Origin of the sequence: Wolbachia endosymbiont (group A) of Tromatobia lineatoria (assembly GCF_964028565.1) — a bacterium.
In the GTDB taxonomy this organism is placed as follows: domain Bacteria; phylum Pseudomonadota; class Alphaproteobacteria; order Rickettsiales; family Anaplasmataceae; genus Wolbachia; species Wolbachia pipientis.
Genome location: NZ_OZ034791.1, coordinates 676,390 through 698,808, shown reverse-complemented (window position 1 = coordinate 698,808; position 22,419 = coordinate 676,390). Strand labels below are relative to the sequence as shown.

At 35.2% G+C, this 22,419-nt stretch carries 26 protein-coding genes, 2 tRNA genes and 2 pseudogenes; 16 read left to right on the top strand and 14 right to left on the bottom strand.

The genetic code is table 11. From position 1 onward, the window contains the following. Positions 1 to 50 precede the first annotated feature (50 nt). From ABWU48_RS03560 to ABWU48_RS03530, 7 genes and pseudogenes are all read right to left on the bottom strand, one after another. The gene (locus ABWU48_RS03560; protein WP_174515936.1) at positions 51 to 1,133 is read right to left on the bottom strand and encodes an efflux RND transporter periplasmic adaptor subunit; all 1,083 of its coding nucleotides are present in this window, start codon (positions 1,131 to 1,133) and stop codon (positions 51 to 53) included. 201 nt (positions 1,134 to 1,334) lie between these two features. Beyond that, the gene (locus ABWU48_RS03555) at positions 1,335 to 2,177 is read right to left on the bottom strand and encodes a Fic family protein (RefSeq protein WP_353288251.1); all 843 of its coding nucleotides are present in this window, start codon (positions 2,175 to 2,177) and stop codon (positions 1,335 to 1,337) included. After that, a pseudogene (locus ABWU48_RS03550) lies at positions 2,170 to 3,002 on the bottom strand (IS5 family transposase). The gene ABWU48_RS03555 and the pseudogene ABWU48_RS03550 overlap by 8 nt, the downstream one beginning before the upstream one ends. Positions 3,003 to 3,316: 314 nt before the next feature. After that, positions 3,317 to 4,237, bottom strand: a complete 921-nt coding sequence (locus tag ABWU48_RS03545) for an Rpn family recombination-promoting nuclease/putative transposase (RefSeq protein ID WP_213862864.1) — start codon at positions 4,235 to 4,237, stop codon at positions 3,317 to 3,319. 307 nt (positions 4,238 to 4,544) lie between these two features. Then, complete coding sequence (glmS, locus tag ABWU48_RS03540; RefSeq protein ID WP_353288518.1) at positions 4,545 to 6,365, bottom strand: glutamine--fructose-6-phosphate transaminase (isomerizing); 1,821 nt, start codon at positions 6,363 to 6,365, stop codon at positions 4,545 to 4,547. Positions 6,366 to 6,445: 80 nt separating this feature from the next. After that, on the bottom strand, positions 6,446 to 6,817 hold the full coding sequence (gene yajC / locus ABWU48_RS03535) for a preprotein translocase subunit YajC (RefSeq protein WP_010081840.1): 372 nt from the start codon (positions 6,815 to 6,817) through the stop codon (positions 6,446 to 6,448). Between the two features lie 137 nt (positions 6,818 to 6,954). Beyond that, a tRNA-Asp gene (locus ABWU48_RS03530) sits at positions 6,955 to 7,031 on the bottom strand. Between the two features lie 191 nt (positions 7,032 to 7,222). Between ABWU48_RS03530 and rpsB the strand changes: the two genes are divergently transcribed. From rpsB to ABWU48_RS03495, 7 genes are read left to right on the top strand one after another with little or no spacing between them, the layout of a single operon-like run. Continuing rightward, positions 7,223 to 8,071 carry a 30S ribosomal protein S2 gene (gene rpsB / locus ABWU48_RS03525; RefSeq protein ID WP_010962661.1) on the top strand — a complete coding sequence of 283 codons (849 nt, stop codon included), beginning with the start codon at positions 7,223 to 7,225 and terminating at the stop codon, positions 8,069 to 8,071. Then, positions 8,052 to 8,912 (top strand): translation elongation factor Ts, encoded by an 861-nt coding sequence (gene tsf, locus ABWU48_RS03520; protein WP_070356839.1) that lies wholly within the window; start codon positions 8,052 to 8,054, stop codon positions 8,910 to 8,912. Before rpsB ends, tsf begins: the two co-directional genes overlap by 20 nt. Positions 8,913 to 8,928: 16 nt before the next feature. Continuing rightward, entirely contained in the window at positions 8,929 to 9,666 is a 738-nt protein-coding gene (gene pyrH / locus ABWU48_RS03515) for a UMP kinase (RefSeq protein ID WP_369800793.1), read from the top strand. A gap of 7 nt (positions 9,667 to 9,673) precedes the next feature. Next, positions 9,674 to 10,231, top strand: coding sequence for a ribosome recycling factor (gene frr / locus ABWU48_RS03510; RefSeq protein WP_353288250.1), 558 nt, complete (start codon positions 9,674 to 9,676; stop codon positions 10,229 to 10,231). A gap of 5 nt (positions 10,232 to 10,236) precedes the next feature. Then, complete coding sequence (locus tag ABWU48_RS06295; protein WP_010962657.1) at positions 10,237 to 10,500, top strand: hypothetical protein; 264 nt, start codon at positions 10,237 to 10,239, stop codon at positions 10,498 to 10,500. A gap of 6 nt (positions 10,501 to 10,506) precedes the next feature. After that, complete coding sequence (gene uppS, locus ABWU48_RS03500; RefSeq protein WP_353288249.1) at positions 10,507 to 11,202, top strand: polyprenyl diphosphate synthase; 696 nt, start codon at positions 10,507 to 10,509, stop codon at positions 11,200 to 11,202. Further along, complete coding sequence (locus ABWU48_RS03495) at positions 11,192 to 11,818, top strand: phosphatidate cytidylyltransferase (RefSeq protein ID WP_209472786.1); 627 nt, start codon at positions 11,192 to 11,194, stop codon at positions 11,816 to 11,818. The genes uppS and ABWU48_RS03495 overlap by 11 nt, the downstream gene beginning before the upstream one ends. Positions 11,819 to 11,834: 16 nt before the next feature. Here the strand turns inward: ABWU48_RS03495 and ABWU48_RS03490 are convergent, their stop codons facing one another. Both ABWU48_RS03490 and coaD read right to left on the bottom strand, forming a co-directional pair. Then, complete coding sequence (locus tag ABWU48_RS03490) at positions 11,835 to 12,026, bottom strand: zinc-finger domain-containing protein (protein WP_353288248.1); 192 nt, start codon at positions 12,024 to 12,026, stop codon at positions 11,835 to 11,837. Positions 12,027 to 12,094: 68 nt separating this feature from the next. Then, positions 12,095 to 12,601, bottom strand: coding sequence for a pantetheine-phosphate adenylyltransferase (gene coaD, locus ABWU48_RS03485; protein ID WP_006279325.1), 507 nt, complete (start codon positions 12,599 to 12,601; stop codon positions 12,095 to 12,097). Positions 12,602 to 12,680: 79 nt separating this feature from the next. Here coaD and ABWU48_RS03480 point away from each other — a divergent pair. The 3 genes and pseudogenes from ABWU48_RS03480 to ABWU48_RS03470 all read left to right on the top strand — a co-directional run. Further along, positions 12,681 to 12,753: transfer RNA gene (locus ABWU48_RS03480), tRNA-Phe, on the top strand. Between the two features lie 218 nt (positions 12,754 to 12,971). Continuing rightward, positions 12,972 to 13,835, top strand: coding sequence for a gamma-glutamyl-gamma-aminobutyrate hydrolase family protein (locus tag ABWU48_RS03475; protein WP_209472789.1), 864 nt, complete (start codon positions 12,972 to 12,974; stop codon positions 13,833 to 13,835). 221 nt (positions 13,836 to 14,056) lie between these two features. Then, positions 14,057 to 14,435: pseudogene (locus ABWU48_RS03470) on the top strand (IS4 family transposase); the annotation flags it as partial. 89 nt (positions 14,436 to 14,524) lie between these two features. Here ABWU48_RS03470 and ABWU48_RS03465 read toward each other — a convergent pair. The 4 genes from ABWU48_RS03465 to ABWU48_RS03450 all read right to left on the bottom strand — a co-directional run bounded on the left by ABWU48_RS03465 (position 14,525) and on the right by ABWU48_RS03450 (position 15,575). Beyond that, positions 14,525 to 14,689, bottom strand: coding sequence for an IS3 family transposase (locus ABWU48_RS03465; protein ID WP_080717614.1), 165 nt, complete (start codon positions 14,687 to 14,689; stop codon positions 14,525 to 14,527). Continuing rightward, on the bottom strand, positions 14,679 to 14,843 hold the full coding sequence (locus tag ABWU48_RS03460; RefSeq protein ID WP_156768661.1) for a DDE-type integrase/transposase/recombinase: 165 nt from the start codon (positions 14,841 to 14,843) through the stop codon (positions 14,679 to 14,681). The genes ABWU48_RS03465 and ABWU48_RS03460 overlap by 11 nt, the downstream gene beginning before the upstream one ends. An 84-nt stretch (positions 14,844 to 14,927) precedes the next feature. Next, entirely contained in the window at positions 14,928 to 15,143 is a 216-nt protein-coding gene (locus tag ABWU48_RS03455) for an IS3 family transposase (RefSeq protein WP_245836010.1), read from the bottom strand. A 147-nt stretch (positions 15,144 to 15,290) separates the two neighbouring features. After that, positions 15,291 to 15,575: a transposase gene (locus ABWU48_RS03450; protein WP_038198869.1), complete on the bottom strand. Its 285-nt coding sequence runs from the start codon at positions 15,573 to 15,575 to the stop codon at positions 15,291 to 15,293. 85 nt (positions 15,576 to 15,660) lie between these two features. On the opposite strand from ABWU48_RS03450, the gene ABWU48_RS03445 reads away from it, so the two are divergent. From ABWU48_RS03445 to ABWU48_RS03430, 4 genes are all read left to right on the top strand, one after another. After that, the gene (locus ABWU48_RS03445) at positions 15,661 to 16,203 is read left to right on the top strand and encodes a hypothetical protein (RefSeq protein ID WP_245994758.1); all 543 of its coding nucleotides are present in this window, start codon (positions 15,661 to 15,663) and stop codon (positions 16,201 to 16,203) included. A 382-nt stretch (positions 16,204 to 16,585) separates the two neighbouring features. Further along, on the top strand, positions 16,586 to 16,714 hold the full coding sequence (locus tag ABWU48_RS03440) for a hypothetical protein (protein WP_255324786.1): 129 nt from the start codon (positions 16,586 to 16,588) through the stop codon (positions 16,712 to 16,714). After that, positions 16,677 to 17,093, top strand: a complete 417-nt coding sequence (locus tag ABWU48_RS03435; protein WP_353288247.1) for a hypothetical protein — start codon at positions 16,677 to 16,679, stop codon at positions 17,091 to 17,093. The genes ABWU48_RS03440 and ABWU48_RS03435 overlap by 38 nt, the downstream gene beginning before the upstream one ends. A gap of 20 nt (positions 17,094 to 17,113) precedes the next feature. Continuing rightward, positions 17,114 to 17,989, top strand: a complete 876-nt coding sequence (locus ABWU48_RS03430) for a reverse transcriptase domain-containing protein (RefSeq protein ID WP_353288246.1) — start codon at positions 17,114 to 17,116, stop codon at positions 17,987 to 17,989. Positions 17,990 to 18,350: 361 nt separating this feature from the next. On the opposite strand, the gene gatA is transcribed toward ABWU48_RS03430, so the two are convergent. Continuing rightward, positions 18,351 to 19,820 (bottom strand): Asp-tRNA(Asn)/Glu-tRNA(Gln) amidotransferase subunit GatA, encoded by a 1,470-nt coding sequence (gatA, locus tag ABWU48_RS03425; RefSeq protein WP_010962643.1) that lies wholly within the window; start codon positions 19,818 to 19,820, stop codon positions 18,351 to 18,353. A gap of 389 nt (positions 19,821 to 20,209) precedes the next feature. Between gatA and mtaB the strand changes: the two genes are divergently transcribed. Continuing rightward, positions 20,210 to 21,436 carry a tRNA (N(6)-L-threonylcarbamoyladenosine(37)-C(2))-methylthiotransferase MtaB gene (mtaB, locus tag ABWU48_RS03420; RefSeq protein ID WP_010082135.1) on the top strand — a complete coding sequence of 409 codons (1,227 nt, stop codon included), beginning with the start codon at positions 20,210 to 20,212 and terminating at the stop codon, positions 21,434 to 21,436. Between the two features lie 66 nt (positions 21,437 to 21,502). Next, positions 21,503 to 22,414: a P44/Msp2 family outer membrane protein gene (locus ABWU48_RS03415; RefSeq protein ID WP_264329852.1), complete on the top strand. Its 912-nt coding sequence runs from the start codon at positions 21,503 to 21,505 to the stop codon at positions 22,412 to 22,414. Positions 22,415 to 22,419: the final 5 nt, after the last annotated feature.

The following is a 22,419-nucleotide window of genomic DNA, read 5'->3' as shown; positions in this document are numbered from 1 at the left end:
TCCAAACTTTCTCTCCACTTTTTCTGGGTAAGGTCAAAGGATCTTATGTCTTAAACCTTATCACCAGGCTTAACAAATAGGTGGCCCAATACTATTAACTTTATGGGTTTATCTTCGTTATTTGCTACTATCCAAACCCCATCGCTCTCATGATCAACAATTTCTATTGGTGCAAATACTACATAATTATTGTCATCAACAATCTTTATTCCAAGAGCACCCTCGTCACTTAAGCTCAGGGCTGAAGAAGGAACTTTATATGCAAATCTTTCGCCTGAAGGTAGCCTTACGTTGGCAGTTAGTCCCTGCAAGGATATCATTTTATTATTAGTTACCTTTACTTCTACCCTATAAGACCCAGTTTTAGGCTCAGCAATTTTACTAATAAAACTTACTTCACCTGCCAATTCTTTTCCGTCCAGCAAATTAATTTGAGCTGTGCTGCCTAGCTCTATTTTATTTACTTCATTTTCCGAAACGTATAACACTACAAGAATTTGATCGAAATTAACCACGTCAGCTATTTTTTGCCCAGCATTAACAAAATCCCCTTCGTTTGCATTGATTTTATCAATATAACCATCTATAGGAGATGTGACTGCAGTATTTTCTAAATCCAATTCTAGCCTTTTTAGGTCAGCTTTTGCACTTTGTAACGCAGTAAAAGCTGCTTCTACTTGTATTTGTGCCCCATAGCCTTTTTTATTCAGTTTGTGAGAGGAATCATACTCAATTTCACGCTGCTTTAATAAAGCTTTGGCTTTCTGAGCTTGCTCAATCCTGTCATAATCTTCTATCTTTAACACTACATCATCTCTTTTTACCTTTTCACCATCAGGTAAATAAATAGCAATAATCTTACCACTTATTTTTGAGACAAGGCTAGCTCTATGTAAGGGATTTACTGTACCAGAAAAATTTAAATATATAGTGCGGTTTTGCGGCGCACATTCTTGAGTTTTTACTGAAAAGCTACTAGTTGCATTATCGCTATGAACCGCCTGATCTTTTTTTAAAAATGCACTACTGATAAAAAACAGTAGAATAAAAGCAATACTGGAAATGATGATTACTTTATTTCTCATCTTTAAACAATAGAATTTGTTGACCAATCTTGTTAGAAACAACTGCATAAATTTTCGAATCAGAAATGTAAGTATAATACATGTACCATTGTCACTCCATAAATAGTTTTATATGAGAACAAACACAAGATTTTCCTATAATAAGTAAGTTTTTTATTGCTAAAATGCAATTTTTAATCGAATAAAATTGCAAACAAAGTTGTGCATAAGACTGGATTTAAAAAAATCTCGAAAAACATACTAAAACTTTTAAATAATAACTTTATATCTAGTGGCTTTGCCTTCTCCAAGACGCTGTAAGTATTTCATCCCTAGCAGTTTCTTTGTAATTGCCTCTACTGTTCTTGGAGGAAATCCTAGAGCTTCTATAGCATCTTTTCTACTAAATTCTTTATCTGCAAGGCTAAGTGCCCATTCCCAGAAGAATAATTGTTTTCTTGATAATAAATATTCAGTATTCTCCCTCTCAAGAATATAATGCGCCTCATTTGCTTGCGTTTTAAGCACATTAAGAAAAAATATTAACCATGGGGAAATATCTTCTTTGCTACTTTTCCAGCTACTTTGTGTTTTATTAAGCGCTAAATAGTAATCAAGTTTGTTAGTTTCAATTATCTTTTCATGTGATACAATAGATACAAAATCATAACCCTGCTGCAACAGCATTAAATTAGTCATCAATCTACTAGTTCTGCCATTCCCATCTTGAAAAGGGTGTATTGCCAGATACTCAAAAACAAAGTTAGCAATAATAATAAGAGGATGCTTCAATTTATTATTTAAGGACCAGTGATACCAATCAATAAGCTCTTGTACTTCCTTTCTAACAAGGTAAGGTGGTGTGGGATCAAAAATTATACCAACAACTTTTCCATTCTGATCTTTTGCCTCAACTCTATTAGAACTTGCTTTGTATTTTCCTCTATGATACAAATCTTTTTCACTATAAAGTAGCATCTGGTTGTTAATGTGCAATATTGATGACTCACTAATTGGAATATCCGTATAATCATGAAATATTAGTTTAAGCATTTCTAAGTAGCCAGCAATTTCTTGCTCAGAGGTTGTCCGGAAACTAGTAAATTCAAGCATATTCCCTCTTTAACATAACCCTACTCATAGCTAGGTATATGAAATTCTCAGTGGATGTTGTGAGTAAATCATACTCCTTCGATAGCCTTCTATTCCTATTAACCCAAGCAAAAGTCCTTTCTACAACCCATCTTCTTGGCTGTACTTTAAACCCTTGTTCTCTTGTTGGTAGTAGCTCAGGTGGCGTATCTTTGTGCACCCAAAATCTACATGGAGGCCTTTTAACAATTTCAATATCTATGTCATATTCTTCCTTTATGTGATTCTTTAAATTTCTTCCTTGGTATCCCATGTCAGCCCACATTTTTTTAACTTTAGTATATTTTGTTCTCATATTGTTTAATGCTATTTTAATACCATCTCTATCATTTTCGTTAGCAGCGCCTACGTAACAACCTAGTATAAAACCCTGAGTGTCTGTAATTATATGCCTTTTTCTACCCTTTACTTTTTTACTTCCATCATAGCCTTTGATCCCCCCTTTTCTGTAGTCTTTACAGATTGACTATCTACTATACAGGCACTCGGCTGCTCATTCCTTCCTATTTTTCTTCTACTATATTTTGTAATTTCATAATTCATTTTCTCAAAAATTCCCTGCTTCTTCCATTGCCTGAACTGCTCATACACAGTCTTCCATAGCGGAAAATCATTTGGTAAATACCGCCATTGACACCCTGTACGCAATACATAGAAAATTGCTTCTAATATTTCTTTTTTGCTATACTTTGGCGGCCTTCCTCCTTTCTTGTATGATACTCTGAAGTGTTTTTCTATTCTTGCCCATTCCCTTTCGCTTAGATCTGTTGGATACTTTTTTCTCATCTTTACCCCGTACTAAAATTTCAGATATTATAGCCTTTTACTTGTTTCCGGACAACCTCTTATACCAATTCTCATTATTAGTGAATCAAATAAGCGATATTGTAGAGTTATTTAATTGTGGAGTGAGAAAGAAAGGCAATAGTATGGCTTTTTTTCCATTGTTATCTATCCGTTTATTGTGCAGTGGGAATTGGTATTAGCTGAACGGACACTATTGTTATACTATATCTTATATACAATTGTGCAATATGGACAATGGCAACAAATTTACTAGCGAAATTCAGTGATTTATGATTGATAATTAAAGTTCTTAATTAGTAACCGTTCACACTTAATTCTTCAATCTCACTAATAGAAAGGCCAGTAAATTTGACAATAGTGTTGACATCAACATTGTTAGCCAGCATTGCTTTTGCGACTTCGATTTTTCCTTCAATTTTCCCTTCCTCTTTACCGATTTTGATGCCTCTTTCTTCGCCAATTTGGATGCCTTTTTCAGTAGCAAGGTCAAGTCTGTATTCAAGAATGGCTTCTTCTTTCCGTAGATCCATTATTCTTTCTTCATAAGCTACTAAATCTTTTTCATTCCAGCTAAACCTGTCTAATTCATCGTAGGCTAACTTTATTATTGGTGCTTTTTCTGCTATTTTCCTTAAGTCTTCTTCCGTAGTTTCATCTGCATATTTGAAGAAAAATAACCAACGATCCACTATGCTTTCTAGCTGTTCTTCCTTATTCTTAGGAAATTTAGGTAGTTCAATAAATACAAATTGAAAATCTTTTAAGTCATGCTCATTGGTTTTCTCATCTCTTATAGTGTGGCTGGATATATAATCAAGCTTATCAGGAAATAAATTACAATTAGAGATAGCAATAAAGAAAACCTTCTTTAAATCAATGTACTTACCAGATTTATCAGCTTGCCTTGAGTAAGCCTTAGCAGCATATAGTTGAGCTCGTTTTTCGAAGCCTTTATCGCGAGTGAGCTGCATTTCAATCACATACCTAGCCCCACTAGAGTCCCTGCAAAGAACATCAACTATACTTTGCTTATCAGAGGCAATTTCAGGATCCATTATAGTACTGAGGAATTCCACTTCTTGTATAGTATTTATCTCGGTAAACCCTAAAATATCATTCAAAAAATGTATGAGAATATTCTTATTTTTTTCAGTGCCAAATATTTTTTTGAAGGTTAAATCCAGCTTAGGGTCGAGAAACTTAGATAAAGCCATAGCCAAAGTGCTTAAAAATATTAATAATTATACACTATTATTAACAATTATTCAACCATATTTTTGAAGATAGCTATGCCGCCGCGAACCGTCATACCGCCGCGGTATCTCTAGATCCCGCTAACAAGCAGCGGGATGACGAATTACTTAACCGTCATACCACCGCGAACCGTCATACCGCCGCGGTATCTCGGCATAGATTCCGCTAACAAGTAGCGGAATGACGATTGTGTATCGTGTTTTGCTAAAAATCACAGAATGCAGTCTGGTTACCTTAATTAGAAGTTTAGCTTTAACTTTAAATGGACTACTCAACCGTGACAGACTTAGCTAAATTTCTTGGACAATCTGCATCTAACCCTTTTTTTGCTGCAGTAAAGTAAGCAAGGAATTGAATAGCAACACTGTAGATGATTGGAGAGATAAAATTATCAGTGTCTGGAAGTTGCACCACATCTGCGCAAACTCCCCTTAGGAATGGCGCTCCTTGTTTATCACTGAAGGCAATTACTTTGCCTTTTCTTGCAATAATCTCTTGTATATTAGATAGCGTTTTAAAGAATAAATCATCATAAGGGATAATTGCTATAACAAGCACAGTAGAGTCTATTAAAGCAATAGAACCATGCTTCATTTCTCCCGCTGCAATACCAGTTGTATTGATATATGAAAGCTCTTTTATTTTCAATGCGCCTTCCATTGCAACTCCGTATGAACTTCCTCTGCCGATTAAAATAACGTTATTGTGTTCTAATATACTGCCCGATATATGTTGTATTTTCATCACATTCAAAACGTGCTCAACATACTCGGGAATAGAGTTAATAGCGTTGCTTAGCTGTTTTATTCTCTCTCCACCCAGTACACCTTTTATTTTTCCAAGCTCCACGGCAAAGCATGCTAAAGTTGCAAGTTGCGCAGAAAAGGTTTTTGTTGAAGCAACACCAATTTCTGGCCCAGCAAGAGTATGTAACACAATATCTGAGATCTTTTCAATGCTGCTGCTAAATGTATTAGTTATACTAATGATTGTTTGCTTCTGTGATTTTGCATAACGCAGCGCTTCTATGGTATCTGCAGTTTCACCAGATTGAGAGATAAATAACCCAATGCTGCCTTCTTCCAGCTTGACGTTGCTATACCTAAATTCTGATGAGATTTCTAGATATACTCGAACTTGAGCGACATTTTCCAGCCAATACTTTGCTATTAGCCCAGCAAAATAAGATGACCCGCATCCAACTATAGTAATGTAACTCAGCTCAGAAAACAATTTTTTGTTAGCAAATATTACCTCTTTATATTGCTTGTAAAATTGATTTATTGTTTTGTTTAATGCACGCGGTTGCTCAAAAATCTCTTTTAACATGAAGCTAGGGTAACCATTTTTGCTAATTAGAAAATCACTTGGACTACTATTTTCTATACTGCGTTTAACTTGTGTACCATTGTTGTATATACTAACTCCACTAGATTTTATCACTGCAATGTCATCATCTTCCAAATGCGATATTCTTTCCACAAATGCACTTAAAGCATTAGAGTCAGATGCAGCAAACACTGTGTTACAGTTATAGCCTATTGCTAAAGGCAAATTTCTCTTCGCAACAAATAAGGCGTCTGGATATTCTGCAAATAATAAGACCAAGGCAAATGAGCCATGTAAGTTGTTTAAACACTTAAATAGAGAATCAATTGGCGACAATCCTTCATCAAGATATAAGGTTAGCATGTTTGGTATGATCTCTGTGTCAGTGTCAGTATGGAATGACATGCCCCTTTCTTCTAGACCCTTTTTTAGCAGATTGTAATTCTCAATTATGCCGTTATGAGCAACAACAACATTATTTGTACGAATGGGGTGAGCATTTTTAAGGCCTGGGACTCCATGTGTAGCCCAGCGAGTATGTGCTATACCAACTGTACTGTGAGACATCTTGCTGTCATCAACAACTTCACATAACCTTTCGACTTTACCTTCTGATTTTTTGACTTCTATCTCGCCTTCATTATTTATGATTGCTATACCTGAGGAATCATATCCCCTATATTCCAATTTTTGTAACCCAGTTAGTAAGGTTGGTATTACTGAATCACCGCTACTTACTACACCAAATATTCCGCACACAAATGGATGACCAAACAAACTTTTTTCTAAACATGTTAAGCATTTTTGCCTTTATTACTGGTTGATTTATATTCTTTTTATCATTCTTTCGATTTTACCTTTTTAATTGGTTTAGCTGCTACTTTTTGAGTTTCTTTGCTTAAAACCTCAGATATAGCGGACTTTAGAACTTTTATCTCAACTTTTGGTGCTATTTCTATTATAAATTGTGCATTTGCCTCATCAACTTTATTAACTTCACCTATTATTCCACCAGAAGTAATGACTGTATCACCACGTTTTATTTGATCTATCATCTTTCTATGTTCTTTTAGTTTTTTTTGTTGCGGGCGAATAATGAGAAAATAAAATACCACAAATATTAAAATCAGTGGAATAAAACTAGCAAAAGATGCGCCGATACTTGATGTATTGCTAGTTGCATCTGCTGCAAAAACTTCAGAAATGAGCATATTTAATCCTAATTGTTAATGATAAAAACAAACCTATTTAAGTATTAATTACAATACCATGCCATGTCAAGTTTGGTGAAGGCGTTTCTCAATACCGGCAATAATACTGCGAATTCTAAGTTATGCTAAAACTAATATGGCGGGAGTGATGAGACTTGAACTCACGACCTCATGCGTGACAGGCATGCGCTCTAACCAACTGAGCTACACCCCCCTAATTTCTTTTTAGCATTTTCGGGCTTCAACTTTAAAGCTAATAAACATGTTGCCCTTTGTCAATATTTTTTGTTTGCGCTTTGCTGTCTTTTCTATTACTATGTAAATAATTTAATTTCACACATGGCTTATACAAGTAGTCCCATTAGGGTTATGCCATGGAAGATAAACTATTTGGAGGAATGATATATGACAAATTTGCCTAAAGTCACTGTGCGTGATTTAGCTGAATCTGGTGTACATTTTGGTCACAAAATTAGTCGCTGGAACGCAAAAATGGCTCCATACATATATGGAGTGCATCAAGAAAATCGTATACATATAATTGATTTGCGAAAAACACTACCATTGCTACAGGTGGCCATGAAGGCTTTATATGACGTTGCATTTCAAGGTGGTCGCATTCTATTTGTTGGTACAAAGTTTCAAGCTTTTGATATTATTGCAAGTGAAGCGATTCGTTGTGGTCAATATTATGTGAATCATCGTTGGCTTGGTGGTATGCTTACTAATTGGGGCACTGTTTCTTCTTCGATAAAAACCTTGATGCAATATGAGAAAATATTAAATGACGAGGATAGCATTTTAACAAAGAAAGAATTGGGAAACATTGAAAAGAAAAAGCAAAAGCTTGATAAGGCGCTTGGCGGTATTAGAGAAATGGGAGCAATTCCTGATATCTTATTCATCATTGATACTAATAAAGAGCATATAGCGGTTAAGGAGGCTAAGAAGTTAGGAATTCCAATAGTTGCAATACTTGATACTAATTCTGATCCAGATGGTATTACTTATCTAATACCTGGAAATGATGACTCAAGAAAATCAATAGAGCTCTATTGTAAATTAGCTACCGACTCTATATTAGCTGGAATAGAGTCTAGTCTAGCAAAATCTGGAGTTAAGATTGATGATATAAGGGGTGATGAGTTTATTCAAGAAAAAGAAGATGGTATTGTGCAAACTAAAAGGAGACGTAGTAAAGTTTACAAAGAAGAAGAAAGGGAGGTAGTAACAAATGAAGATGAATCCAGATGATATAAGAGAATTACGTGATAGAACAGGGCTTGGCTTAAGTGACTGTAAAAAAGCATTAGAAGAATGTGATGGTGACATTAAGAAAGCCGTTGATAAGTTACGTACAATAGGTCTTGCTAAAGCTGACAAAAAATCTGATAGAGTAGCTTCAGATGGGCTCGTTGCTATGTGTTTGACTGAAAATTGTGGTGTATTGATTGAACTCAATTGCGAAACCGATTTTGTCGCAAGGAATGAGAAATTTATAGAGTTAGTTTTAAATTTAGCATCAATTGCTCATCAAGAACGCTGTACTAGCGTTGATGAGTTAAAAAATGCCAAGTATGAAAGCATTGGCACAGTGCAGGAAGCTATTATGAATGGTACGTCAGTTCTTGGTGAGAAGCTAGAGTTAAGCAAGCTTTGTTACTTAGAAGCTAAGGATGGAGTTATTGCTGGCTACGTACATGGTGATGTGTGTGGCTTAGGTAAGATTGGTGCTTTAATTGCATTGCAATCATCTGGTGATAAGGCGAAGCTACAAGAGATTGGGAAACAAATAGCTATGCATGTAGTTGCTATGAAGCCTGAAGCTTTGTCTATAGATGATTTAGATCAAATGAAGTTGAACAACGAACGTTCTATAATTGAAGAGCAAGTGAGGAGCTTAAATAAACCTGAAGAAGTAGCAAAAAAAATAGTAGATGGACGAATGGCTAAGTACTATGAAGAAGTTGTTTTACTGGAGCAAAAATTTATAAAGGATGATAAGATGAAGATTTCTGATTTTATAAAATCAAGCGAGTTGAGTGCTGTTAAACTCTCTAATTACAAGTTACTTGTTTTGGGTGATGCAGATTAAATAGCAAAAAATGTTTATTTCAACAAATGAAAAAAGCGAAATAAAATATTCCAGGGTGTTATTTAAAATCTCTGGTGAGGCTTTGATGGGATCAAAGCAATTTGGTCACGATATGGAGACTATAGGTGAGTTATCTAAAGGCATAGTTGAAGTTTGTAATCTTGGAGTTCAGGTATGTATTGTTGTTGGTGGTGGTAATATCTTTCGTGGCACATCTGCGTCTTTAAGTGGTTGTGAAAGAGCAAGCAGTGATTATATTGGAATGCTTGCAACTATAATCAATGCTTTAATTTTACAAAACTTTTTAGAAAAAAATTTAGTAGCTTCTAGGGTATTATCTGCAATACCCATGGCCACTGTATGCGAACCTTACATCAGAAGGAAAGCTATTCGTCATTTAGAAAAAGGTAGAGTGGTAATTTTTGCAGCAGGCACAGGCAACCCATTTTTTACTACAGATACAGCTGCAGCCTTACGTGCTGTTGAAATGAATTGTGATGTTATTCTAAAGGGTACGCAAGTAAATGGTGTATACTCCGCTGATCCGAAAAAAAATGAGGATGCTGTAATGTATGATAGGCTTTCTTACACGGATTTATTGACTCGTGATTTAAAAGTTATGGATGCATCAGCAATTTCACTTGCTCGTGAGAATTCTATTCCAATTATAGTTTTTTCTTTGAAGGGAGAAAAAATAGTCAATATTATTAAGGGTCAAGGTACTTATACTATAGTTTCAGATTGTAAACAGTAGGTAATTTATGTTAAATGAAATAAAAGCTAAAACAAAAGAAAGAATGCTAAAAACTATTCAGTCCTTTCATGATGATATTAAAGGCGTACGCACTGGTAGAGCTAGTGCATCTTTGCTTGATGGTATAGTTGTAAACATCTATGGTGGGCATCAAAAGTTAAATCAAGTTGCAGGCGTTTCGGTTATAGATAACAAAACCCTATCAATTAAAGTTTGGGACATTAGTGTTGTAGGTGAAGTGAAAAACGCTATATTAAATGCTAACCTGAATTTAAATCCTGTTGTCGAGGGTAGCACCATACGTATAGCTCTTCCGGACTTGACACAAGAAACCCGTGAAAAATTAGTGAAATTATTGCATCAGTTTGCTGAAAATGCACGGATTGCCATTAGAAATATACGTAGAGGTATTATGGAAGAAACAGAAAAAATGAAGGAAAATAAAGAAATCTCAGAAGATGATTTTCATGGTGCTAAGAAGGAAATACAAAATATTACTGATGATAATATAAAAAAGATTGATGGTGAATTGTCCATCAAAGAAAAGGATATACTGAATCACTAAATGATATGGAGAAAGCTTACATAGCAAATGATGTCATTCCAGTGTTTGACACTGGAATCCAGTCTTTACTATACAACTATCTGATGCACTTGTTTGAAATCAAATTTCCTGGATCCCAGTGTCGGAGCACTGGGATGACACCAATTTTGCATTCAAGTATCAACTATTGGTGTCACTACAGTAACTCTCTTCCTGTCATGCAAGTAGCTGACACCTTCCAGGTGTCCATTGAAATCCAAAAAATTTCACTCAAGTCAAAATTAGGTTAAATTTAAATGTTGAATCAAGAATCTTTACCGAAACATTTAGCAATTATTATGGATGGTAATGGTAGATGGGCGAACAATCAAGGAAGGGTAAAAATTGATGGTTATAAAAAGGGCAGTGAAGTTGCATACGATATTGCCAAGTATTGTACGGACTTAACTATACCCTACTTAACTTTGTATGCATTCTCTATGGAGAATTGGCTTAGACCTAAAAACGAAACTGACTGTCTATTTGATTTATTTTACTCCGTTTTAACTAATGAAGATAAAGTCAATTTCATTTACAATTGTAACATTAAGTTGAATTTTATTGGCAATTTAAGTCTGTTACCCAGTAAAATATTGGATCAAATTAAAAAAGCAGAAGAAATGACACATAAGAACGATGGTTTATTACTCACTGTGGCAGTCAGTTACGGAGCAAAGCAAGAAATTACACAAGCTATAAGCAATATTATAAAAGAAAATATTGCTTATGTATCAGAAGAGGAATTTGAAAAGTTTCTATATACTAAAGATTTGCCAAAATTGGATTTATTAATTCGCACTGGTGGCGAAAAAAGGTTAAGCAACTTTTTATTATGGCAAGCAGCTTATGCTGAATTGTATTTTTGTGATACTTTGTGGCCTGATTTTTCTTGTCAAGATTTGAGCAAAGCATTAGAATATTATACAAAAAGAGAGAAGAAATATGGTAGATAATAATTTTATAGTTAGAATATTGTCCTCAATAGTAATATTATTCATATTTTCTTTTGCTACATATTTCAGTGATTTATCGTTTTACCTATTGATTTTTTCGATAGCAGTTTTATCTTCTTTTGAATGGTATAATCTAACCCAGGGAAACAAAATTTTATACGTTTTTGCATTATTATTGATTGCACTACCAAGCGCCTCATTAATATATTTATATAATCTACCACAGGGAAAATACGCATTAGTATGGTTCGTCTTAACCATTTGGGGAATTGACGTTACTGCCTACCTGTTTGGCAAGAATTTTGGTGGAGCTAAAATTTGCCCAATTATTAGCCCTGGAAAAACTTGGGCAGGACTTCTTGGTGCGATTTTAGCTGGAGTAGTGTGCACAATTTTTGGATCAATATTTTTTGGTCTATTTTCAATTTTTTATTCTCCAATCATTGGCCTTGCAATTGCTATTCTAGCGCAACTTGGCGATTTCACTGAGTCGCTTGTTAAAAGAGCTTACGGTGTTAAAGATAGTGGAAATATGATACCTGGCCATGGGGGAGTGCTCGACCGTATGGACAGTTTCATTTTTACTGCCCCTCTTATTGCTATTTACATAAGCTAAGTCTGCAGAAGTGCCATTAGAGCTCATCCCTAGTCAGCTCCCCAACCGCTTCTACAGTGCAGTCATGGACAAACGTCTTTTCACAATAAGGGCAGGCTATTTCCTCTTCTTCTCCCATATTTAAATATATTAATGGATGGCCGGAACCCTCATCATTCTCATCACCATGACAACAAACTTTTCTATTATTAACCCTCACTTTTGACATGCTGCTCCTTTAGCTTATAACATTTTATATATTGAATATACCCATTCAGAAATAAAAAACAACAAGCACTATTCTCCATTTTTTATCCTATTCAGGTTAATCAATTCGTTTTGAACACCTTTTGATACAAATTTGCTAACATCTTCTCCTAATCTTGCTATTTCCTTTACAAAGCTTGATGAGATAAATTGAGTATCTTCAGAAGCAGGAAGAAATATGGTTTCGATTTCAGGAAGAAGTTTATAATTTACCCAGCTCATTTGAAACTCGTAATCAAAATCCGATACTGCTCTTAATCCCCTAATAATAACAGAAGCATTCTGCTCTTTGGCAAACTTCACTAGCAACCCATTAAAAGATATAACATCTGCATCAATTCCTAGCCCTTTGATTTCATTTTCAGCCATGCTTGTGCGTAGCTTTGTGTCAAAGGCAGTATGCTTATTAACGTTTTCTGCAACTCCTATTATTAATTTATCGACTAGTTTACACGCTCTTTTGATTATGTCAAGATGCCCAAAAGTTATAGGGTCAAATGTGCCAGGGTAGATTCCTATTTTGTCATTAATGTTCATCCTTTATTTTTATAAACTACTTTAAAAACTTTTGATAGACATAATAACATTTTTTATCTAAAAATAAAAGTATACAGTTGGCCTGATAGCTCAGTTGGTAGAGCAAAGGACTGAAAATCCTTGTGTCGCTGGTTCGATTCCTGCTCAGGCCACCTTCTCTTTCTTGGCAAACTTGCCTTTTTGTTATAAAATACTCTATATCGTAATATAAATATTAGGGAGGCAAGTCATAGTATATAAATATTATAATAAACTATTTAATATCTTATTAATTATAGTTCTATTATTAAGCAATATTACTTATGCTGGCGTTAGTGAAAAACCGGCATCTCAACATGTAACCAGAAAAGAAGAACCAGCGTCAACTGTCTTGACGGCAGAAAATACAGTAAATAATGACGTAGTTGTTGGTTTGTTGAAAACGGAAGAAGCACATGAACTTGGGCTATCTCAAAATATCTATGAGATGTTTAATAACTTTGTGGTTAAGACTGTACTGATTGATTATAATAAGATAATTAGCCTTAAAAAAATTCAGACAGAGTCACTTAATCTCGCAAAACAAGATGAAACATTGGCAAAGAAGCTAACATTAGACCGAATAAAAGTTGAAGTTGCAAAGTTTGTTAAAGAGCACAAAATAAATAGAATATTTATTCCGGATAATTTACACTCAGCACCCACTCCTTATCGCCAGCTTGTTACTGAAGCAATTGTAAAAATAGTTGATGATAACCCTGCAATTCATTTACTTGGCATATGTGAAGGCATAATGAATGCAAAGGGAATTGAAGTAGTGAGTGTTGTGAGTGATGAAGAGAAACGGAGATCTCATTTAAAATCAGCACCTAATCCACAGAAAGAGGATGTACCTCTCCAGCAGATAAAGATCGTTCCAAATAGTCGTTTAGCAGAAGTAGTAGCCAAATTCCTAATACCTAATGAAAATGGCTGGTTTTCAACATATTTTCCAGATGCTCATTCAGGAGCAGTAAGTAATACACCAGAAAATAGAAGAAAATTGGAGTCACTTGGATATAAAGTTGCAGCATTTTCCAGTGAGGGGGTAATAGAGGCTATTGAAGATAAGCATGGTAATGTTCACTTTCAAAGTCATCCAGAAGCCCTTGTTGTGAAGTCAGATAAAAACCTCTATTTATCAAATCACAAGGAACGTCAAGTGTCTACACTAGTTGCTATAGCGATTATGAATGATTTTCTTTATCGTGCTTAATGGCTATAGCTTTAGGCTTACCGACGATTTGATAAACGATAGATTTGTCATGTATCCGTTCAGGCAATGGCGTCAACTTAAGGAAAAATATCAGCGATAGTGTATAAAATTTCTCTCCAAATTTTTTATCATTAAATTATCCAAAGAGTGCAAGGGACAGCACTTTTGTTTCTGTTTTATTTCAACAAAGAAGTCTAAAATGTGTCCTTTTTAGGTGAAATATGCAAAAAGGAAAAAACCTTATTCTACAAATTAAAAATATAATATACTCGAAAACTTTTCAGAAAATCCATTGTGTTGAGTTTTACACGAACAAGAAAACTTCCTTTTTCGACAGTATTTTCTATGATTTTAAAGTTAGTTAAAAAAAGTTTGGGAATAGAATGTGAACTTATGGAGCCATTGACATGTACCCTCAAAGCAAGCTTTTTCTAAAGCAAGATATAAGATTTGCCATACAGGCTTTCAAGAATTTAAGCATCCAAACAGCCTATCAGGATGAACCTGAGTTGGAGAGGCTATAGACTTATTGCAGCAGATGGTTCTGGTATGAGATTACCCAGCTCTGGGGAAATTGTATCCGAGTTTGAACCAAATGGAAACTGACCTTACCCAGAAAAAGTGGAGAGAAAGTTTGGAATGTTTTTCACAAAGAGAATGATGAATCAAAATGCTCAGGAATGCAATAGTTAATAGTGACGTTGTTTGTTATAAAAAATTTCTATGTATTCAAATATTGCAGTTCTAGTTTGTTGAGCAGAGTGTTGTGAAGTATCAATAAGTATTTCTCTTTTCAATGAGCTAAAGAAGCTTTCCACAACAGAATTGTCGTAACAACAACCTTTATGACTCATCTATGTTTTTTATGGATAAGAGATATTGATAACCTTGCGAAGTATATTGTGAACCTTGATCACTATGTAATAGTAGATTTTTGGCAGGTTTACGCTTGTTAACGGCCATTAATAAAGAGTCCATAACCAATTGTTTATTTATTGAACTGCTCATTAACTACCATGCGTGAATATAGATCGATTATTGTTGCCAAATATAGCCATCCTTCTTTGGTTTTTATATAAGTAATCCCATACTTTATTTGGTTGATCGACAATAAAGTTTTGGTCTAATATATTGGGAGCTACTGTCCGTTTGTTGTTTCTTAATTTTAAATTTTCTTCTCAATATAGCCTGAATACCATTTTTCTGCATAATACTTTGCACTGTTTTTAAGTTGCAACTTTTACCCAAAGCCTTTAATTCAGCATGAATTTTAGGAGCTCCATATCTACATTTAGAAGCTTGATATATTTTTTGAATATCTGCTAATAACTCTTTATTTGCTGATTCTCTACTGCTTATTTTCCTTGTAGTCCACTTATAGTAGCCACTAGCAGAAAACCCTACATAATTCCTGCACTTTATAGTGTTTACTATGCTCTTTTATGAAAAAATATTTTACTCTTTTTGACTGGCCAGGGCTTTTTTTAAAATGTCTCTTTCTCTTGTTACTTTTGCTAACTCTTTCTGTAAATCAAATCTCTCTTTGTCATAAGGTGCTACATCTGGAAATGCATTTGCCGCTGACTTTTTTTCGTTATATTTCTTCATCCATTTTCCTAATACACTATCCCTTATTCCTAGATCTCTTGCTACTTTTGCAACTGGTTGACCTACCTTTCTTTGTTCATTTGCCAGCTTAACAGCTTCCAATTTGAATTCTGCCGTGTATTCTCTTGCCATTTCTAATCCTCCAAAATTTTATTTTACCCGAAAAAACTCCTTTCTTTCTCTCCACTTTTTCTGGGTAAGGTCAGTATGGGAAAAGGTGAAAGATGTACTAAAAAACCCAGAGATGATAAAAAAGGAATACCAACGTAGAGTATTAGAAAATAAAAATGATGAATCATCAGAGAAAAAGTTTGCAAGAAGAGAAAATCAAATAAAAGAAGGTATCGAAAAATTAATGGAAGATTATTATAGTCAAGAAAATGCAGGAGAGAAAGGATATATAAGCGAGGAAGAATTTAAACAGACAATGAGAAAAATGAAAGAACGCTTACAAGGGATAGAAGAAGAGAAAAAAAAGGTAGTTGATCAGAAGGCAGTAGAAAAAGGAATAAGTCTTATTATAAATAGCATAAAGAATTTTTATTCTAGTGTAAAATCGAACCTGGAACAGCTAGATTGGCAAACTAAGCGCGGCATTATTAAAGCATTAATAGGACAAATTAACATTGGTTGTGATCAGGTAGAAGTAGGATTTCAGATCGAAGAACCAGCACAGGATGGGGGAATTCTTAATTTGTATCATTGTACTACACATCATAATAAGGGGGTTGGCAAAATGTGTGCGCCAAGAAGTGCGTAAGGAACAGTTGGTGAAAATCCAACACGGGTAAAGCTTAGCCGGCAACCTGGAACAAACCATTATGCTGCGTAAGGTAACGAGCGTAGTAAAGCTAATGGAATGGACAACATAGGGTGCAACGAAAGTGAAGGTATTGAGTCCCGTAATTCACGCGTCATGGGGGCTGACACTTTACATTTGGTGGAAGGCAACATGGGTAATAACGCTAAGGCAAGATATTACTCACCTCATCGGGATCGAAGGCCGCGTCATGTGTTGAGATGGACCTTACGTGAACTTGGGAGATCCTTTGTATTCCTGTAAGGGTACTCTGGAACAAGTCAATAAAGGCGAAGACTGGAGGAAGATGCAAAGGAAGTCGGACTAACTGATAGTACTCGGAGTGTGGGAAAGCCACATACAAGGGGAAGCGGTTAGCAATATAGTGACTGGTATAGGGATTGCTATACCAATACAACAGAGATTGGAGGAGTATGCAAGGAAAACTAAACCAGATAGCAGTAAGGGCTAAGCAAGATAAGCGAGTAAAATTTACATCATTAGTTCATTTGATTAATGAAGAGAATCTTGCAGAGTGTTATAAGGAACTAAAACGCAACAAGGCTTGTGGTATAGATCGTGTGACAGTGGAAGCTTATGGAGAAAATCTAGAAGAGAAACTTAAAACACTAGTGGATAGTATGAAGAGAAAACAATATCAACCGCTACCAGTGAAAAGGGTATACATACCCAAAGCCGGGAGCAAAGAGAAGCGCGGTCTCGGAATACCATCAACGGAAGATAAGTTGGTACAGGTAATGCTAAAGAAGATATTAGAAAATATTTATGAAGCAAACTTTATGGACAGCTCGTATGGATTTCGACAGGAAGAAATTGTCATCAGGCGATAAACGCTCTAGATAAAGCAGTTATGCACAAACCAATTAACTATATTGTAGAAGTGGATATCAAGAAGTTCTTTGATAATGTTCAACATAAATGGCTAATGAATTGTCTAAGGGAACGAATAGCTGACCCAAATTTATTGTGGTTAATAAAACGATTTCTAAAGGCAGGAATAGTCGAAGTTGGATGTTATAAAGCAACCGATCAAGGCACACCACAAGGTGGTATAGTAAGCCCTGTATTAGCTAATATATACTTACACTATGTGCTGGACTTATGGTTTGAAAAGAAATTTAAGCCAAAAGCCAGAGGATATTTACAGCTAATAAGGTTTTGCGACGATTTTGTAGTTGGCTGCGAGAGGGAAGAAGACGCAAAAGAATTTCTAGAATTACTGAAACAAAGACTAAGTAAATTTGGGTTGGAAATAGCTGAAAATAAAACAAAAATAGTAAAGTTTGGTAAGAAAGAATGGTATCAAGCAGAAAGAGAGAAACGTAGGACGGCTAGCTTCAACTTTCTAGGATTTACACATTATTGTGGAAAAAGTCGTAATGGTAAACTTATGATGAAGCAGAAAACTTCAAAAATAAGCCTAGCCAGAAAGATTAAAGAAATCAAAGAATGGTTGAAGATGGTACGAAGTCGTATCTGTCTCAAAGATTGGTGGCAGAAACTTAAAGCCAAACTAACAGGACACTATAGCTACTTCGGAGTTAGCGGAAATTATCGGTGTTTGATTCAATTCTATCGACCGGTAACAAAGTTAGCATTTAAGTGGATAAACCGACGTAGTCAAAAGAAAAGTATGGATTGGGAACAATTTATACACTATTTAAAAGTAAATCCATTACCAAAACCAAAGGTATATGTTTCTTTATACACAGGAGCACTAGTGTGAACGCTGTATTGTGGAGCCGTGTGCGGGAAATCCGCAAGCACGGTTCTTTTGGGGAGACTATGGTTATGAGACCAAATCGCTGGTTTCAAGGTCATGAGTCTCTACCAGACGTCAAGCAAGTTTTTTCGTTTCTATAAATCTGGATTTCAGCGTTATGCGCTGGAATGACAACGTGAGGTAAATTTTTCAACATCCCAAAATTACAGAATTCAGTCTGTTTAATTAAGTGTGAACTGTTACACGAAAATTTTGTAAACAGATTAATATACCCTGTTTTTGCTATTCATCTAAAAATGGAACCATAGAGTACGTTGAGGAGCGTAAGCAAATTTTAATGCAAAAATTACTATCAAAAAATAGATTATGCAAGAGGTCTAATTATTCTGCCGCAATTTTGCTCTATCACACTTGCCACATTTAATATTCCAGCTTCATCATAATAATTTCCAATCACTTGCAAGGCAAGTGGTAAACCCTCATTGGAGAGCCCAACAGGAACAGAAATAGCAGGCAATCCTGCCAGACTTGCCGGCACAGTAAACACATCATTGATGCACATAATTAGCGGATCTGGCTTTTCATTTAAGCCAAAAGCTTCTGTTGGAGCAGATGGCACAAGTATGTAATCTATTTTTTCAAACGCTTTTATAAAATCATTTCTGATTAATGCCCTGATACACTGTGCTTTTTCGTAATATTCATTGTAATGACCTGAGGAAAGCGCATAAGCGCCAATTAAAATTCTTCTTTTCACCTCTTTACCGAAACCTTCTGCTCTTGTTAGTGAATACATTTCTTCAAGGGTATCAGCATCAACCCTGAACCCATAACGCACACCGTCATAACGAGCAAGATTGGATGAAGTTTCAGCAGAACAAATTAAATAATAGACTGGTATTGCATATTTAGTATGTGGCAGAGTAACGTCAACAACTTCAGCGCCATTTTCTTTTAAATAGGAAGCAACTTTCTCCCAATTATGGACTATTTCCTCTGAAATTCCATCCATCCTATATTCTTTTGGTATACCAATACGCTTACCCTTGACATCACCATTTATAAAGCTAGAAAATTTAGGCACTGGCTTTTCGCTTGATATTGAATCTTTTGTATCATAGCCACAGATTGCTTCCAGCATTAATGCTGAATCAGAGACAGAACGAGTAATGACTCCTGCTTGATCTAGAGAACTCGCAAATGCAATCATACCAAAACGCGAGCATCTTCCATAAGTTGGCTTTATTCCAACCACTCCACAATAAGCTGCTGGTTGGCGCACAGATCCACCGGTGTCACTCCCTAGTGCTCCAGCGCATAAAAATCCAGCCACCGATGCTGCAGATCCACCAGATGATCCACCAGGAACAACTTTTTCCCCATCACTTTTTCTAATCCACACATTTTCGACAGGGCCAAAATAGCTGTTTGTGTTCGCAGAACCCATAGCAAATTCATCCATATTAAGCTTACCGAGCATGGCTGCTCCACTTTTTAAAAGCAAGTCAGACACCGTAGATTCGTAAGTCGGAACGAAATTTTCCAGCATTTTTGAGCATGCTGTTGTTTTTATTCCTTTTGTACAGAATAGATCTTTGATGCCAACTGGTACACCCATGAGCGGCGAGATTAAATCATCCTTTTGCCTAGAGAAATGTTCATCTGCAGCTTTAGCAGCTTTCATTGCTATCTCTGGGGTTTTTGTTATAAATGCATTTAATTTCTCATTTTCAACCGCACTGATGTGCGCCTCTACGAGTTCAACGGCAGAAAAACTCTTTTTTTTGAGCCCGTCATGCATTTGTGTAATACTTAACTTTCTTAGTTCATTCATCAATATTTAATTTTTAGCAAGACGTTAATTATAACATGGCACGATAAAAAATCCATACATTTATAGTTACAGCTAGAAATGTAGCTAAGGTAACTTAGATTCACCGACAATCGTCATCCCGCTACTTGTTAGCGGCTAAGAGATACCGCAGCGGTATGACGTAGAAGCTATACTTTTATACTCACCAACTCAGTATCCAATCCGGATTGTATCTTAAAAAGGTCAAAAGACTATAATAAGCAAAGGAGTGATACTGTGTCTGAGTGAAAATCGTTGAGATCCCAGTGTCTGCTGCTTGCATAGCATTTATTTACAAAAAAATAGTCATGCAAGAGACTTTGCTTGGATATTTGATATAATTTAGGTCTATTAAAGCAAAAAATACTAACATGAATGAAGTGATAACATTTGGTTGTCGTCTAAATTTTTACGAGAGCGAGTTAATCAAAGAAGCATTAAAAAAAGCAAAGAGAGAAAATGTTGTTGTGGTGCATAGCTGTGCAGTGACAAACGAAGCAGAACGTCAGGTAAAGCAAAAGATACGTAAGATTTACAAAAATGATCCAAATAAAGAAATTATCGTAGTTGGTTGTGCTGTTCAGTTGGATCCAGAAGTTTACAGTAGCATTCCTGGTGTAAGTAAAGTGCTCGGTAATCAAGATAAGCTAAAAGCTGAAAATTACTTACTAAATGACGATAAAATCTTGGTCAGTGATAACCAAGTAGAACCTGTTCTAATTAATGGATTTGAAGATAAGTCAAGGGCATTTATTGAAATTCAAAATGGTTGTAATCATAGCTGCACATTTTGTTCAATTACTGAGGCAAGAGGGAATAATCGATCTGTGCCAATAAACAGTATTATAGAGCAAATCAGGATCTTTGTAGAAAATGGATATCAAGAAGTAGTGTTTACAGGGGTTGATATTACTGACTTTGGTACAGATTTGTTGGGTAAGCCATCACTTGGTTCAATGATTAGGAGAGTTTTAAAGGATATACCAGAGTTGAAGAGGCTAAGACTTTCCTCTATCGATGTTGCTGAAGTTGACGACGAATTAATGGATTTAATAGCTAATGAGTCAAGACTTATGCCTCATTTACATTTGAGTCTACAATCTGGTAATAATTTAATACTAAAGAGAATGAAGCGTCGTCACAACAGAGAACAAGTGATAGAATTTTGTCATAAAATGAAGAGCTTGAGGCCTAATATAGCATTTGGCGCTGATATTATTGCTGGATTTCCAACAGAAACTGATGAAATGTTTCAGGATACAGTTGATTTACTGAAAAAAACAAATATAGTTTACCTACATGCTTTTCCATATTCAGAGCGGAAAAATACACCTGCTGCACGAATGCCACAAGTACCAGAGAATGTGCGTAAAGAACGAGTAAAAAATTTAAGAGAAGTAAATAAAGAAATTATGAGCAGTTTTTGTCAATCCTTGATCAACACTAAGCAAAGTGTTCTGGTTGAGCAAAATAATGTCGGTAGAGCAGAAAATTTTGCATTAATAAAGCTTGAATCAAAAGCTCAAGCCAAGAGTATTGTGAAAGTTAATGTTAAAGGAGTGGAAAATAATTATCTAATTGGAAATATTTTTTCTTAATTTTTGTACATTGAAGAAATATACGATATAGTAATTATACTGTAGATGATAATTGTGAATTCATTTATGATAACTAGAATATCTATTACTTTATTTTTGATTTTCATTTCATGTGTCTATTTTTTTATTACTTATATTAGTAATGATACACACATTGAGCAAGTACAACCCTTAAAATTAGAAACAGACAATAATAAAAGTGTGATACGTTCTGAGGAGGTTACTGCAAAAGAAATACCAATAAAATATCAAGAACTTGAAAGTAGTCCACCTTCTGTTTTCCAAGTAGCTGATCAGAAAAATATGTGGTCACGTATTGCAGATCAAGCTGAGCCTACAAAAGAAAAATCAAAAAAACTTGATTTTTATGTTAGCGCTAACGGTGGTAAGGTATACCATGATAATTCAGAAATATTTGTAAAGGGTATAAAGGCAATAGGGGAGAGAGTCCTAACTTTAGTTGAAAGTCATTATGGTTTTATAATAAAAAATATAGTGGCAGATGAAATTAAAAGTATACAGCAATTTGATGGTAAAATTGATTTCCAGTGGTTTAGCAGCATGTCTTTAGGTTACTATGCTGGAGAAAATGGTAAAATTGATTTTGAAGCCGCGTATTCTATAGCCAATATTGAAGATAGTAATTCTCCTCCGGTATTTGATAAATCAGCAAGTATATTTGCGTTTTTGTTAAACTTCTATTATAATCCCAGCGTTCAGGATACACAATTTGCTCCGTACATCGGTCTTGGTATAGGACCAACAGTTTTTAGATTAAAAAGGATTAATGGGTCACCCCAAAATTCAATGCCACTGAATGTTCCTTGGTTTGCTTATCAAATAAAACTTGGTGTTGATTATTCAATAATCCCAGAAATCAAAACCTTTCTCGGCTATCGTTACTTTAGCGTTCCGATACCTGTTGCAGATGACATATCTACTCACAATATTGAAGTTGGTTTGATATTTAATTTTTAGTGATA

Coding starts and splice junctions, on each gene's coding strand:
- gatA (WP_010962643.1), bottom strand. CDS start 19,820: ATGAATGAACTAAGAAAGTTAAGTATTACACAAATGCATGACGGGCTC.
- ABWU48_RS03545 (WP_213862864.1), bottom strand. CDS start 4,237: ATGGCTTTATCTAAGTTTCTCGACCCTAAGCTGGATTTAACCTTCAAA.
- ABWU48_RS06295 (WP_010962657.1), top strand. CDS start 10,237: ATGGAGAAAGCTTACATAGCAAATGATGTCATTCCAGTGTTTGACACT.
- ABWU48_RS03495 (WP_209472786.1), top strand. CDS start 11,192: ATGGTAGATAATAATTTTATAGTTAGAATATTGTCCTCAATAGTAATA.
- yajC (WP_010081840.1), bottom strand. CDS start 6,817: ATGCTCATTTCTGAAGTTTTTGCAGCAGATGCAACTAGCAATACATCA.
- ABWU48_RS03490 (WP_353288248.1), bottom strand. CDS start 12,026: ATGTCAAAAGTGAGGGTTAATAATAGAAAAGTTTGTTGTCATGGTGAT.
- ABWU48_RS03465 (WP_080717614.1), bottom strand. CDS start 14,689: ATGAGTCATAAAGGTTGTTGTTACGACAATTCTGTTGTGGAAAGCTTC.
- ABWU48_RS03435 (WP_353288247.1), top strand. CDS start 16,677: ATGCAAGGAAAACTAAACCAGATAGCAGTAAGGGCTAAGCAAGATAAG.
- uppS (WP_353288249.1), top strand. CDS start 10,507: ATGTTGAATCAAGAATCTTTACCGAAACATTTAGCAATTATTATGGAT.
- mtaB (WP_010082135.1), top strand. CDS start 20,210: ATGAATGAAGTGATAACATTTGGTTGTCGTCTAAATTTTTACGAGAGC.
- ABWU48_RS03460 (WP_156768661.1), bottom strand. CDS start 14,843: ATGAGCAGTTCAATAAATAAACAATTGGTTATGGACTCTTTATTAATG.
- tsf (WP_070356839.1), top strand. CDS start 8,052: ATGAAGATGAATCCAGATGATATAAGAGAATTACGTGATAGAACAGGG.
- rpsB (WP_010962661.1), top strand. CDS start 7,223: ATGACAAATTTGCCTAAAGTCACTGTGCGTGATTTAGCTGAATCTGGT.
- ABWU48_RS03415 (WP_264329852.1), top strand. CDS start 21,503: ATGATAACTAGAATATCTATTACTTTATTTTTGATTTTCATTTCATGT.
- ABWU48_RS03555 (WP_353288251.1), bottom strand. CDS start 2,177: ATGCTTGAATTTACTAGTTTCCGGACAACCTCTGAGCAAGAAATTGCT.
- ABWU48_RS03450 (WP_038198869.1), bottom strand. CDS start 15,575: ATGGCAAGAGAATACACGGCAGAATTCAAATTGGAAGCTGTTAAGCTG.
- coaD (WP_006279325.1), bottom strand. CDS start 12,601: ATGAACATTAATGACAAAATAGGAATCTACCCTGGCACATTTGACCCT.
- ABWU48_RS03560 (WP_174515936.1), bottom strand. CDS start 1,133: ATGCAGTTGTTTCTAACAAGATTGGTCAACAAATTCTATTGTTTAAAG.
- ABWU48_RS03430 (WP_353288246.1), top strand. CDS start 17,114: ATGCACAAACCAATTAACTATATTGTAGAAGTGGATATCAAGAAGTTC.
- frr (WP_353288250.1), top strand. CDS start 9,674: ATGTTAAATGAAATAAAAGCTAAAACAAAAGAAAGAATGCTAAAAACT.